At 67.6% G+C, this 14,391-nt stretch carries 4 protein-coding genes; 1 reads left to right on the top strand and 3 read right to left on the bottom strand.

From position 1 onward, the window contains the following. The first annotated feature begins 103 nt into the window (after positions 1-103). The gene (gene rnhA / locus BVH73_RS02225; protein ID WP_079415700.1) at positions 104-559 is read left to right on the top strand and encodes a ribonuclease HI; all 456 of its coding nucleotides are present in this window, start codon (positions 104-106) and stop codon (positions 557-559) included. Between the two features lie 49 nt (positions 560-608). On the opposite strand, the gene BVH73_RS02220 is transcribed toward rnhA, so the two are convergent. The 3 genes from BVH73_RS02220 to BVH73_RS02210 are packed head-to-tail and all read right to left on the bottom strand — an operon-like array spanning position 609 to position 14,178. Continuing rightward, a complete protein-coding gene (locus BVH73_RS02220; RefSeq protein ID WP_079415698.1) occupies positions 609-1,655 on the bottom strand; it encodes a cupin-like domain-containing protein in 1,047 nt (348 codons plus the stop codon). Positions 1,656-1,705: 50 nt separating this feature from the next. Further along, positions 1,706-6,754, bottom strand: coding sequence for a non-ribosomal peptide synthetase (locus BVH73_RS02215; protein ID WP_079415697.1), 5,049 nt, complete (start codon positions 6,752-6,754; stop codon positions 1,706-1,708). Continuing rightward, complete coding sequence (locus BVH73_RS02210) at positions 6,754-14,178, bottom strand: polyketide synthase (protein ID WP_245800387.1); 7,425 nt, start codon at positions 14,176-14,178, stop codon at positions 6,754-6,756. The genes BVH73_RS02215 and BVH73_RS02210 overlap by 1 nt, the downstream gene beginning before the upstream one ends. Positions 14,179-14,391: the final 213 nt, after the last annotated feature.

The raw sequence follows: 14,391 nt of genomic DNA, 5'->3' as shown, positions 1-14,391 counted from the left end.
ATGCGCGCCGTGCCTACGGGCACGGCTGTGCTTTGCGCCTTGATTGGAGCCCTTTGGGCACGCCGCTCGGCCACGCCGGATTCATTCACACCTTCTGAAACCCATGACCCAAAGTACCGACAACGACATCATCATTTACACCGACGGCGCCTGCAAAGGCAACCCTGGCCCCGGCGGCTGGGGCGTGGTGCTGCGCAGCGGCGCCCACGAAAAAACCCTGCATGGTGGCGAGCCGCAAACCACCAACAACCGCATGGAACTGATGGCCGCCATCGTCGCCCTCGAAACCCTCAAGCACCCCAGCCGCGTGCTGCTGCACACCGACTCGCAATACGTGCTCAAGGGCATGACCGAATGGATGGACGGCTGGAAGCGCCGCGGATGGACCACGGCCGACAAGAAGCCGGTGAAGAACGTCGATCTCTGGCAGCGGCTGGAGAAAGCCGCCGCCCCCCACACCCTGCGCTGGACCTGGGTGCGCGGCCATAACGGCGACCCCGGCAACGAGCAGGCCGACGCCCTGGCGAACCAGGGCGTGGAGGCTGCGGGGCGGGGGTAGGGAAAGCGGCACCGCCCGGTCGGATGGCGATGATCTGACCCTTGCGCCTTTACTCGACTGAAAGCCGGAATTTCATCGGCGTTTGCGAGGGGTCCTTGGCGAAGTCTGGGGATGCCGGTGCAAGGGCCGACGGGAATTTGAGGCTCTTGGCAAGGAACGGAGTTGCCGTCTGCAGGTTCTCCATGACTTGCATGATGCTGCCCGCACCCGCGAGGTAGAAACGCTTGAGCGCCGTCTTGGCCGCCGAGTTGGTGGATCGGTCGCAGACATCCTCCACAAAACCGGACCAATTCGAGCGATCCATCAAGGCCGTGCAGACCGAGATGGAAATCGACAGGGGCCGGGCCGCGTGCCACCACAGCATGGGAATGAAAATGGTCTGCCCTGGCTTGAGCACCGTGCGATACGGTGTGGCCTCGACCATGCGCGGAAAGCGGCTCAGGTCCGGGGCGGCCGGGTTCTCCACTTGCGACCAATTTGGCTGATTGGGTTTCGGGTAGAGCTTGTCGCCGTCCTCGGGTGGGAACAAGTAGAACTCTTTGTCGCCGTAGATTTCCGTGATCTGTGCGTGCGCATGTTCGAGGTCATAGTGCATCACAGGAAACTTGCTGCCCACACCTCCCATGAGTAATTTCAAAAAGCCGTCGGGGCGACGCCACCGCTCGGGCATCAGCGGGCTTGCGTGGCGCCCCGCAAAGGCGTAGGCATTCTGCGGGCTGAGATCGGCCAGCAGTTGCGGCAAGTGGTCGTGAATGAACAGGCGATAGAGGTAAGGCCCTGGCGCGTCGACGGTCGAGGCCTCGACGGCATCGACGAAGTCGCGCATCGGCATGCGTTTGGTGTAGGACACCTGAACGGTTTGGTCGCCGAACCTGTCGCGGAAATAGTCGGGCGTCCAGCGGGTCATCGCAGGCCAGTCTCGCACCGAGTCGGCAATGACGACGGGCCGATTCTTGCGCACGTACTCGTGCAGGAACGCCGTGTAGGGAAGATCTTGCGCCCGCACCACTTCAATGGCGAGGGGCGCATGGGTCTGGGGTGGCTGCTGCGTGGTGGCGCGGTCAGTTCCACCCCCAATCGGTGTGGTTTGCTGCATCGGTTGAACTCCAGGAAATGTGCATGATGGGCTGCCTACTTTGGGCGGCGTTAGTTTGCTGAGTGCGTCGAACTGCTGACCTCTTTTCCGAACAGGCGCTGGAAGAGGCTCTTTTTGCCGCTGGGTGCGGCTTGTTTTGCTTTGTCGTATTCGAGGGCAATCTGTCGCAATGAATCGAACACGTAATGCCGGGGGCCGAGGCGTTTTCCCGTCTGTTTCTCCATACGCGACAAGGCCTGCATGACCAGAAGCGAGTGGCCGCCCAGGTCAAAGAAATTGTCGTCGGGGGCAATATGCGGCGTGGCGAGCAGCTCGGTCCAGAGCGCGGCGAGTTGTCGCTCCGTCTCGGTTTGCAAATCGTTTGCGGTGAGGGTTGCAGCGGCGGGCAAGCCCGGCGAAACGGCGGGCGATGCCGTCGAGGTTGTCGACGGGCTGGCTTGCGCGGTGCCGCGCAGGGCGGGCAAGTCCGCGAGCGAGGCCTCGGGGTCAGCGATGGCGTCGGCGAGCAATTGGCTGTATTGCGTCATCCAGTCAGCGATGTGCGGCGCATCGAAAACATCGGTGTTGTAGGTCAAACCACCCGTCACCCCGTTGGGGTTGTTCAGGAACCACAGGCGGACGTCCTCGGCGGCGGCAGGCTGATAGACCTTGAGATTCTCCTGTTCGAGAGTGCCCCAGTGCGTGTTTCGCTGTCGCACGTCTTGATAGGAGAAAAAGGCCTGATAGATCGGGTTGCGGCTGTCGTCTCTTTGAACAGATGAGAAATGCAGCATCTGCTCCAGCGGCGCATCGGGCGCGGCAAACGCACTAAGTACGACACCGCGCACTTGCCGTACCAAGGATGCAAACGACTGCGCCGGATCGGGGCGAATCCGCAGCGGCAAGGCGTTCACGAAAAAGCCCATGACCTTTTCCAGGTCCACCGAAGGGCGGCCGCGTACCGGTGTGCCGATGACCAGATCGGTTTGACCGGATTGCCGCCACAGCAGCGCCGCAAAGGCGCCGAGCAACACCATGTAAGGCGTGGCGTCTTGTTGGAGAGCGAATTGATGCAGGCGGGTAAACCAATCGGCCGAATGGTTGAACCAGTAGGTGTCGCCGCCACCGGTCATGCGCTTGGGACGGGGCCGGTCTGCGGGAAGACTCAGTGGAGCGGGTAGCGGCGTGAGTTGTTCGCGCCAGTAGCCAAGCTGGCGCTGAAGGTCGGGCGTTTCAAGCCATCGCCGTTGCCAGGCGGAATAGTCGCCATAAGTGACAGGAAGCGGTACCAAATCTGGGGTACGGCCTTCTGCAAAAGCGGGGTAGAGCGCTGCCATCTCGTCATAAATGAGATCGAAAGACCAGCCGTCCCAGATGATGTGATGCGGCATGAAAAACAGCACATGATCGTCTTTCGCCAGCCGATACAGCCCCAGTTTGAACAGCGGCAATTCGCCTAGATCGAAGACCTCGGCGCTTCGGGCCTGCAAGCGCTTCATCAATTCTGCTTCGCGGTTAGCGGTCGGCAGAGTGGATAGATCGTGAATCTCGCCCAGTTGCACGGTCAACTCAGGCGCGACGACCTGCAAGGGTGTACCGTCCTCCTCGATGATCACGGTGCGCAACGAGGCTTGACGCGCGATCATGGCGTTGAGGGCGCGTTCGAGCGCGACCACGTCAAGCGCACCCCGCAGGCGGTGGGCGGAGGGCGTGTTGTAGGTCGGCAGGCCGGGGTCGAGTTGTTCGAGGAACCAGATGCGCCCTTGTTGCAGCGAGGCCGGTGCGACGGTTTGCTCGCTGCGATGAGGAATCGCCTCGGCCTTGGCGCTGCTGTCCTGGGCGTGGGTGTCAATCCAGCGGGACAGCCCGTCGATATTGGGCGCATCAAACACGGTGCGCATCTGCACGTCGAGGCCGGTCTGCTCGCGCAGTCGCGCCGCCAGCTGAGCCGCCAGAAGCGAATGACCACCGAGAGCGAAGAAGTCGTCATCGAGGGCCATACCAGGCAGGCGCAGCACCTGCTCCATCACCTCGGCCACGCGCTTTTGTGTGGGCGTTCGCGGTAGTCGGCGCTCGGCCTTGACCGCAGCGCTGCCGGTGGTGGGCGACGGCAGTTGCTTGCGGTCGATCTTGCCGTTGGGCAAGAGGGGCAGAGTCGGCAGCGCGATGAAATGCTGGGGCACCATGTACGCGGGCAAGCTGGCGGCCAGGTGAGCACGAAGCACGGCGGCGGTGGGGGCGGCATGGCCGGCTGGCGCGACGACATAAGCCACCAGCCGGGCGTCACCCGGTGTGTCTTCGCGCACTAGGGCTACGGCCTGCGCCACGTCGGCATGCTGTGTCAGGTGCGATTCGATGTCACCCAGCTCGATGCGGAAGCCGCGCAGTTTGACCTGGAAATCCAGCCGTCCTAGGTGTTCGAGTTGACCGTCGTTGCGCCAGCGGCCGCGGTCGCCGGTGCGGTACATGCGGGCACCGGGTGATGAGCGTCCCCAGGGCTGGGCTTCGCCCAGCCCGCCCCCCGTGGGGGTCAAGGAAACTTGGGGCGGCCCTGCGTTTCCTTGAGCGGCAAAGGGGTCGGGAACGAAACGCTCGGCGGTCAGGGTTTCGCGCTGCCAGTAGCCCAGCGCCACGCTGGCGCCGCCGATGTGGATTTCGCCGGGAACGCCCACCGGGCAAAGGTTGCCGCGCGGATCGAGCACCCAGACCTGGGTGTTGGCCAGTGGCGTGCCGATGGCAATGGCCGCGGCAGTGTCGTGCACCTGCCAGCAGGTCGACCATACGGTGGTTTCGGTTGGGCCGTACATATTCCAAACCTCGCCGCAATGGCGCTGCAACTGCGCGGCAAGGTCGGGGGGCAGGGGCTCGCCGCCCACCAGGGCTTTGAGCTTGCGGTGCCCGGCCCAGCCTGCGCTGAACAACAGGCGCCAGGTGCTCGGCGTGGCCTGCATGGCGGTGACAGGGAATCGGTCGAGCAGATCGCGCAGGGCGAAGCCATCAGCGGTTTCTTCTTTGCTGGCCAGCAGCACGGCGGCGCCCACGGTCAGGGGCAGCATGAGTTCAAGGACGGCAATGTCGAACGACAGGGTGGTCACCGCCAGCAGCATGTCGCCGACTTTGAGGCCGGGCCTTTGGGTGACTGCGAGCAGAAAGTTCACCACGGCGCGATGCGGCAGCATGACGCCCTTGGGTTTGCCGGTGGAGCCGGAGGTGTAAATCATGTAGGCCAGCGACTCGGGCGTGGCGTCGCGTTTGGCATCTGCCGCAGGCGCGGTGTCGGGCTGGGCGGCGATTTCGGCGGCATCCGTGTCGAGCCAGAGGCTTTGCTCGCGCGGCCAGGGCAGGGCCTCGGCAGACGCCGACTTGGCGATCAGCAGAGCCAGGTCGGCGTCTTCGGCCATGTCGGCCAGCCGCGAGGCGGGAAAGCTCGGATCGAGAGGCACATAACCCGCACCGGCCAGCAACACGCCGAGCAGGGCGGGCACCATGTCGGCATCGCGGGGCAGGCATAGACCCACGCGCGAGCCGCGCTGTACGCCGCGTGCGCGCAGCGCATGGGCAATGCGTTGGGCCTGTGCCCAGAGTTGGACATAGGTCAGTGACGCTCCGCCGGAAACCAGAGCGGTGGCCTCGGGCGTGCGAACAGCCTGGGCATGAAGAAGCTGGTGCAGCAACAGGCCCGGCGGCAGCGGTGACGAGGTGGCGTTGAGCCGAGCGAGCTGCTGCCGGTCGGCAGCGGTGACGATGTCGAGATCGCCCAGCGCCTTGTCAGGAGAAGCGCATAACTGGACCAGCAGGGCCTCGTAGCTCGCCAGCCAGCGGCGCACGGTGGCGTCGTCGAACAGCGATGCGGCGTATTGGCACTCAAGCTGCAGGCCACCATCGGCCAGCGGGACGGCGTTGACGAACAGCTCGAAGTTCTCGGCCAGACGCGGGTTGGACGACACCTTGACCTGCAAGTCGCCGAAGCTGCGCAGGTCGATGGCCTGGTCGAGGTTGAACATGACCGGGGCGAGTGGCACCCGCGACGGATCGCGTTCGATCAGCAATTTCTGCAACAGGGTGCCGAAGGTGTAGTGCTGATGCTCAAAGGCATCGAGCACGGCCGATTGCACCGCAGGTAGCGATTGCGCCAGCGGAGCGGCGGTGTCGGGCATCAGGCGCAAGGGCAGCAGATTGACGCCGTGGCCCACGACCGTCTCGAAGCCCTGCAGGGTTTGCCCGGCAGCGGGCACGCCGACCACGACCTCGTCATTGCCTGAGAGCCGCTGCAACAGGGCGCCGAAGGTGCAGAGCAAGGTCGAGAACAGGCTGGCACCGGACTTGGCCCCAAGCTGGCGAACGGCCGCGACCAGCGGGGCGGGCAAGACATGGTCGGCGCGTTTGGAGGAAAAGGCTCGGATGGCGGGCCGGGTGTGGTCGCAAGGAAGCTCCAGCACGGCGGGCACGCTGGCGTAGCGGTTGAGCCAGTACGCCTCATCGGCGCGATGGTCTTCGGTGGCTTGGCGCTCGACAAGCGCCTGTGCGAAGGAGGCGAAGCTGGCAGGCGCGTCTGGCTCGGGCGCCTCGCCTCGTTGGGCTGCATAGAGCGCACCGATCTCGCTCACCAGCACGCCGAACGACCAGCCGTCGCAGACGATGTGATGCGCGCTGAGCAGCAGGGCGACGTGGTCGTCGGCCAGCCGCATTAGGCGGGCGCGAAACAGCGGGCCGTGCTGCAAGTCAAACGGTGTGGAGACGGCCTGGGCTGCGGCTTGGCTCAGGGCGGCGTCGCGCTGATCGGACGTGAGCGCGCGCAGGTCGTCCACGGGGAGGTCGAGGTCCACATGCTCGGCGATGAGCAATTGCTCGCCGTCGGCGCTCAAGGTGGCGCGCAGTGCGTCATGCCGGTCGGCCAGGTTGCGCACGGCAGCGCTGAGGTGTGGCAGCTCGATGGCGCCGTGCAGATGGAGGGTGACCGATTCGTTGTACGCCAGCGTGGCGTCGCCGCCGAGTTGGCAGGCCAGCCAGATCTCGCGCTGGGCTTCGGTGGTGGGGGCGACGCGGGCGACGGGCGCGGCGTCGGCGAAGGGGTCGTAGTCGACCGCCGTGGCGGCCGAGGCGTGGGAGAGGTCGTTCATCATGCGTCGAGACGGAGGTACTTGCCGGGCTGCTCGGGGTTGGGGACGAACCAGGCGGGGTTGCCGCTGGGGTCTTTGCCGATGCGCGCGCCGGGCACGGGTGGGCGGCTGGCGTCGAAGGCGGCGGGGGGCGCATCGGCGTGGCGTGGAATGAAGTCGGCTTCCTGCAGCTCGGCCACGGCTTCCTTGAACGCGGTCTTGATGACGGCGATGTCCTTCGGGGTGTGGGCGGTGGTGAAGAAGCAGGGGAAGTTGTCGAGGATGTGCACACCGCGGCTGCGCATCATGGCGAAGAGCAGGTCTTGCATGGGGTGGTCTTCGGTGAAGAAGATTTTCCACACCGAGGAGAACGATTTGAGAACGATGGGGGCGCCCACTTCGCGGCAGTAGGCGTTGAGCTCGTCCACCATGGCGGCGGTGGAGGTGGTGAGGGTGTGCTGCAGTTCGGGGCCCGCGGCCTTGAGGTGCAGGAGCACGGCCCGGGCCGCGGCCAGGGCGAGGGGGTGGCGCACGAAGGTGCCGGCAAAGTAGGTGACGCCCACGGTGGGCACGGAGTCGTCGCCGTATTGCCATTGGCCGCCGTCGAGCGCGTCCATGAACTGGCGCTTGCCGGCGATGACGCCGATGGGGAAGCCGCCGCCGACGACCTTGCCATAGCTCACCAGATCGGCCCGGATGTCGAACAGGGCCTGGATGCCGCCGGGATGCGAGCGGAAGCCGGTGACCACTTCGTCGAAGATGAGCAGGGTGCCCGCTTGCGCGGTGAGTTCGCGCAGGGCGTGGAGGAATTCGCGGGGCTGGAAGTCGGGGCGACGGCTCTGCACGGGCTCGACGACGATGGCGGCGAATTCGTCCATGCGTTCTTTGAGCGCGGCCAGGGTTTCGGGGGTGCCGTAGTCGAACACGACGACGTTTTCGGAGGTGTTGGGCATGATGCCCGGCGCCGCGGGAATGGAGCGGCCTTTCTTGGTGCCGCGCACGATGACTTCGTCGAAGATGCCGTGATAGGCGCCGGCGAAGATGGCGATCTTGCTGCGGCCGGTGATGGTGCGGGCCACGCGCACGGCGCCCATGACGGCTTCGGAGCCGGTGTTGCACAGCGCGGCGCGGTCGGCGCCGGTGAGTTCGCAGATGAGTTCGGCCACTTCGCCGGCCAGGGGGTGCTGGGGGCCGATGTCGTAGCCGTCGTCGAGCTGCTTGCGCACGGCGTCAATGATGAAGGGCGGCTGCCAGCCGAACAGGCTCATGCCGAAGCCGCTGAGGGCGTCGACATACTCGTTGCCGTCGAGATCCCACATATGGCAACCGGCGGAGCGGGCGATGACGATTTGATAAATGATTTCCTTGAGCTGGGGGCGGAAGCCGTTGACCACGCGGGGGTCGGCCAGATGGGGGCGATGGCGCACGGTGTAGGCCTTGGAGGCCTTGGTGCGCTCGATGTAGCGGCGCATGAAGGCGTCGAGCCGCGCCTGCTGCCGGGCGCTGAGTTCGCCGGTGGGCGTGGTGTGGATGCGGGCGATGGCGCCGAAGGCCTTTTTCACGTCGTATTTGGCGTTGGCGTTCGGGCCTTCGTCATCGGCGGGCGGGGCGCTGGCCGCGGCGGGCGCCTCTGGCGATGGCGCGGGCGCCGCTGGGGCGGCTGGAGCCACCACGGCGGCTTGCTGCGTTTGCGGTGCGGCCTGCGCGTCGGCCACGATGGGCTGGGCGAATGCGCCGGGCGCGCCGCCCAGCAGGGCGAGCTGCTGCGCCATCAGCTGCATCTGCTGGGCAATGAGCTGCTGCATGAAGGGGGTGTTCGCAGCCGCGGCCAGGGGGAAGGGCATGGCTTGCGGGACGAAGGCGGCAGGCTGGGTCATGGCGAAGGCTCCTGCGAGTGGCGTTTGCGGGGCTTGCGGCAAGGCTTGGGGGGCTGCCGCAACCGATGAGGCAACCGAGGCAGGCTCGGGGGGCAGTTGGCTGTCGATGTGGCGGGCCAGGGCATCGACGCTGCGGTAGCGTTCCATCAGGTCGCGGAAGGTGATGGGCAGGGCGAAGTCTTTTTTGATCTGCAGCGCGGCCTGGGTGAGGGTGAGCGAATCGAGCCCGAGTTCGACGAAGGCGGCGGTCGGGTCGGTGTCGGCCAGCTCGACCCCCGAGCTGTCTTCGAACAGGGTGTTGAGGCGGGAAATGAGCGTCGGCAGGCGAGAGGAGGCTTGGGTCATGGCGGCGGTCGGCGTAAGGGGGATGGAGGGGGCGGCACCGATGGCGGCGGCAGACGAGGCAACGGTGGCAGCGCGGGCAAGCGCTGCGGCGGGCTGGAAGGCGATGGGTTGGGGGGCGGCTTGCGCGCCGGCGGGTTGTGGATTGACCGATGGCGCCACGGCGGCGTCCAGCCAGTAGCGCTTGCGCTCGAAGGAGTAGGTGGGCAGGAGGGTGCGCTGGCGTTTCTCGGCGGCATCGAACCAGGGGATGTCGTGTCCCAGCGTCCAGAGCTGGCCCACCGCGCTGGCGAGCTGGCGCAACTCAACGGCCGCCGCGTCGTGCAGGCTGGGCAGGGCGATGGGCGCGGGCTGGCCTGCGCGGGTGTGTTGGCGCACCAGGGGGCTGAGCGAGCCGCGCGGCCCGCACTCAATGCCGACCAGACCGGGCTGCGCGCCCAGCGCCGTCTGCACCGCGCTGGAGAAACGCACGGTTTCGCGCAGATGTCTTGCCCAGTAAACGGGGTCGGTGGCCTGCTCGGCGCTGAGCACCTGGCCGGTGCGGGTTGAGATTAGCGTGCGCTGCGGGGCGTGGCGCGCGACGCGCCGCACCGCGGCCTCGAAGGGCGCGATGGCGGCGTCCATCATGGCGGAATGGAAGGCGTGCGAGGTTTGCAGCGGGCGGCTGACGAGGCCGTCGGCGTCGAGCCGGGCCTGCAGGCGGCCGATGGCCTCGAACGAACCGGCCACCACGCTGGCCTGCGGGCCGTTTTCGCCGGCGAGGTCGAGCTCGTCGTTGAGATAGGGCTGCAGCGCGCTGGCCGAGAGCCGCACCGATAGCATGGCGCCCGGCGGCTGGGCCTGCATGAGCTGGCCGCGCAAGGCCACCAGGGCGGCGGCGTCTTCGAGCGAGAACACCCCGGCCAGCACGGCGGCGACGAACTCACCCACCGAGTGACCGATGAGCACGCTGGGCTGCAAACCGCGCTGCAACCACCATTGCGCCAGGGCGTATTCGACGCAGAAGGTCGCGGGCTGGGTGACGGCGGTGGGCTGCAGCGCGGCGGCGTCGTCGCCGAACAGCAGGGCCTTGAGGTCGAAAGCGGTATGGGGCGCAAACGCCGCAAGCGCGGCGTCGAGCGCGTCGCGGAACTCGGGCAGCGCGGCGTAGAGGCCGCTGCCCATGCCAGCGTATTGCGCGCCCTGGCCGGGGAAGAGCAGGGCGAGCGGCGGCGGATCGGCGGGGGCGCGGCGTTGTGCGCGCATTGGTGCTTGAGTGTCGCGCAGGGCCAGGATGGCGCCTGCCGCGTCATCGGCCACCACGCTCAGGCGCTGGGGGAAGACTTTTCGGCCGATGCGCAGGGTGTAGGCGCAATCGCCCAGCGGGGTGTCGGGCTGGGACGTGAAGTGCGTGGCCAGCTGCTCGGCGGACGCGGCCAGCGCGCTCTCGCTGCGGGCCGACAGACGCAGGATGAACGGCCCTTGCGCCGGGCTGCTGGGCGCGCGCAGCGGTGCTTCTTCCAGAATGGCGTGGGCGTTGGTGCCACCCACGCCGAAGCTGCTGACCCCGGCCCGTCGCGGCTGTGCGGTGCGCGGCCAGGGCGTGAGGGTGTCGTTGACGATGAAGGGGGTGTGCTGCAGATCGAGCTTGGGATTGGGCGCGGTGAAATGCAGGGTGGGCGGAATGCGCTCGTGCTGCAGGGCCAGCGCCGTCTTGATGACCCCGGTGGCCCCGGCGGCGATGACGGTGTGGCCGATATTGCTCTTGGCCGAGCCGATGCGGCAGAACGGGCGCCGGGTATCGGCGCTTCGGGGGGCGGCGTCTCGGGGGGCGGCGTCTCGGGGGGCGGCGTCTCGATAGGCACGGGTGAGCGCCTGCACTTCCACCGGATCGCCCAGCGGCGTGGCGGTGCCGTGGGCCTCGACGTAGCTGATGTCGTGGGGTTCGACGCCGGCCGCCGCAAGCGCGGCGGCGACCACGGCCGACTGCCCGTCCACGCTGGGCGCGGTGAAGCTGGCCTTGCCGCCGCCGTCGTTGTTGATGGCGACGCTGCGGATCAGGGCGTGGATGGTGTCGCCATCAGCCAGGGCCGCGCTCAGGGGCTTGAGCAGCACCACGGCGGCGCCGTCGGAGAACACCGTGCCTTGCGCCTGCGCGTCGAAGGTGCGGGTGTGGCCGTCGGGCGAGAGCATCGCGCCTTCCTGGTAGAGATAGCCGTTGTCGGGTGGGCAGTTGATGGAAGCGCCGCCGGCCAGGGCCATGCCACACTGGCCGCTGCGCAGGCTGTCCACGGCCTGGCCGATGGCGACCAGCGAGGTCGAGCAGGCGGTGTGCACGCTGACCGCCGGGCCGGTGAGGTCGAGGCGGTTGGCGGTGCGGCTGGCGATGTAGTCTTTCTCGTTCGCCAGCATGACCTGGAACTCGCCCAGGCGCTGGACCCGGTCGGGATGGGCGCTGACATGGCGCTGGAAATAGGTGGCGTTGTACATGCCGGCAAACACGCCCACGGGCGTGGCGGTCTGGCCCGGCACATGTCCCGCGCGTTCCATGCACTCCCAGCACAGCTCGAGGAACACGCGCTGCTGCGGGTCCATCAACTCGGCTTCGAGCGGGCTGATGCCAAAGAAGGCGGCGTCGAAATCGGCCACGCCCTGCAGCACGCCGCGCGCGGCCACATAGGCCGGGTCGGCGCGCAAGGCGGCAGGGATGGCGGGGTCGAGCTCGTCGGGGCGGAAGAAGCGGATGCCTTCGCGGCCTTCGGTGAGCAGGCTCCAGAAGGCCTCCACCGAGGGAGCGCCGGGGAAGCGGCCGGCCATGCCGATGAGGGCGATGGGCTCGTCGCGCAGACCGTCGCCAGGGTGTTCGCCGCGGTGGGCGGCGGTGAGGCGGTGGGCCGCGATGCCGACCTGGCCGCCGAGGTGCGCGGCGATGCCGCGTGGCGTTGGATCGCCAAAAAATGCGGCCACGCTGAGTTCGCCATGCCCACGCTGGCGCAGGGCGGCAAGCGCTCGCAGGACCAGCAGGGAATTGCCGCCGATTTCGAAGAAGTTGTCCGACGGGCCGACGTGATCCAGACCGAGCACGTCGGCAAAGATGGCCGCGACGTCTGGCGCCAGCCCGGTCGATGGGGCGGAGGCCGCGGCGCCGGTCTTGGCTGCTCGCGTGGGCGCGGGCAGGGCCTTGCGATCGAGCTTGCCGTTGAGGGTGACGGGCAGACGCGCGAGCGCGATCAGGTGCGCGGGGGTCATGTAATCGGGCAGCCGGGCGGCGAGCGCGCGGCGCACTGCGCCGAGATCGAGCGGCGCACCGCCCTGTGCGACGACATAGCCGACGAGCTGAGGGCCGAGCGCGGCGTCGGTATGCACGGCGACGGCGCAGGCCTGCACGCCGGGCTGCGCCGCCAGGGCGGCTTCGATTTCGCCGAGCTCGATGCGGTAGCCGCGAATCTTGATCTGGCCGTCGACACGGCCGATGAACTCCAGCGCACCGTCGGCCCGCCAGCGCACCAGATCGCCGGTGCGGTAGAGGCGGCCCCCGGCGTCGAGCGGGTCGGACACGAAGCGTTCGGCGCTCAGCTCGGCGCGGTTGAGATAGCCCAGCGCCACGCCACGCCCGCCCACGCACAGCTCGCCCACCATGCCCCGGGGCAGCAGGGCGCCCGTGCCCGAGCGGATGAGCACATGCGTGTCCTGGATGGGGTGGCCGATGGGGATGGCCAGGGTGTCGGGAGGCAGCGCGTGCGCAATGCGGTAGGTGGCCGTGAAGGTGGTGCACTCGGTGGGGCCGTAACCGTTGATCAGCGCGGTGTCGGGCAGCGCTTCGAGCGCGCGCCGGACGTGGGCCACCGACAGGGCTTCGCCACCCGTGAGCAGGTGGGCCAGACCGTTGAACCAGTGGGGATCGTCATCGACGATGGCGTTGAACAGCGCCGCCGTCAGCCAGGCGCTGCGCACGCCGTGGCGAGCAATGCTGCGGGCGATGCCGGGGCCTGTGGGAATGGACTCGTCATGCAGCACGCAGCAGCCGCCATTCAGCAGAGGCCCCCAGATTTCGAGCGTGGAGGCATCAAAACCCAAAGGCGCAGCGTGCAGCATGACGGTCGAGGCGTCGAGCGGCAGGAAGGTGGCATCGACCACCAGGCGCAGGATGGCACGGTGCGGAATGGCGATGCCCTTGGGTTCTCCGGTGGAGCCGGAGGTGTACATCACATAGGCCAGCGCGTCGGGTGCGCTCGGCACGTTGCCGTTCGGCTGCGGCGCGCTGGGCGTGTCGAGCAGGCTTTGGGGATCGAGGGTCTGGAAGCTGGCGGGAAACAGCGCGGCCGTATCGGGCTGGACGAGGGCGAGCCGCGCCTGCGCGTCCTGAACCATATAGGCCACGCGCTCTGGCGGGAATTTGGGGTCGATGGGCAGATAGGCGGCCCCGGCCATCAGCACGCCGAGCACCGAGGCGATGGCAGCGGGAGATCGATCGAGACAAAGCGCGACGGCATCGCCCGGCACCACGCCCTGCGCCTGCAGCGCGGCCGCCACGGCGCGGGACTTGGCGTCGAGTTGGGCGTAGGTCCAGTGGCCTCCGTGCCAGCGCACGGCGGGCGCATCGGGGTGTTGCGCGCACATCAGGCTGAAGCGGGCGGGCACGTTCGGCGCCGAGGGCGCGGCGCGACAGGCGGGGTTGAGTGCCAGAAGGTCGGCACGCTGATCGGCATCGACGAGCTCGAACTGGCCGACTTGCTGCAGCGGAGCGCGCTCGATGGCCTGGGCGATGACGCGCACGGCATGCAGCAGCGATTCGGCCCACGACGCCGCGTAGAAGCCGGAGGAGTGGAGGGCGAGCGTTTGCCGCTGCGGGTCGTGTGTGAGCAGGAGGGTCGAGGGCTCTTGCGGCTGGGCTTCGCTGGCCTGGGCGGGGTCGATGAGCCAGATCAGATCGGCGGGTGCATCGTGAGGCGCTCCGTCGCTGGGATTCGCCAGACTTTCACGCGTGCGTTCGGTGAGGGCTTGGGCCGTTTCGCCAGGCGTGGCTTCCACCGAGAACGACAGGCCGGGACGCGCCAGAACCCGCAGAGACGCGCCCGCGCCGCAAAGCCTTTGCAGCGTGATCGCGGCGGCGGCGATGAGGACGTCGGCCGATAGAGGCCCGGTTTCAGACTCGATGCGAAAGGGCGCGCGCTGCGCTTCAGGAACGACCTGGGCAAAGTCGCCGAGGCGGGACGGGAGACTGCCGCTGTTCGAAGGACTGTGCATTGCTGCCACCACCATGGACGTAGGGAAGTGTCGAACCGAACCCCCGTCCGGCTGACGCTGTCAATGGATGACATTGCACCGCGCATGCGGCGGATTGACTAGGCCTCAAGCAGGGGAGATCGACGAATCCAACGCGATTTCCGGGAATTTTTCACCAGAACCGCGAGCGCGAAGAACGACGCCTTCCTTGGGAAGGCGTCGTCGGGTGCGTCG

The organism is Thiomonas intermedia, assembly GCF_002028405.1.
In the GTDB taxonomy this organism is placed as follows: Bacteria; Pseudomonadota; Gammaproteobacteria; order Burkholderiales; family Burkholderiaceae_C; genus Thiomonas; species Thiomonas intermedia.
This window is presented reverse-complemented; position numbering and strand designations above follow the sequence as displayed.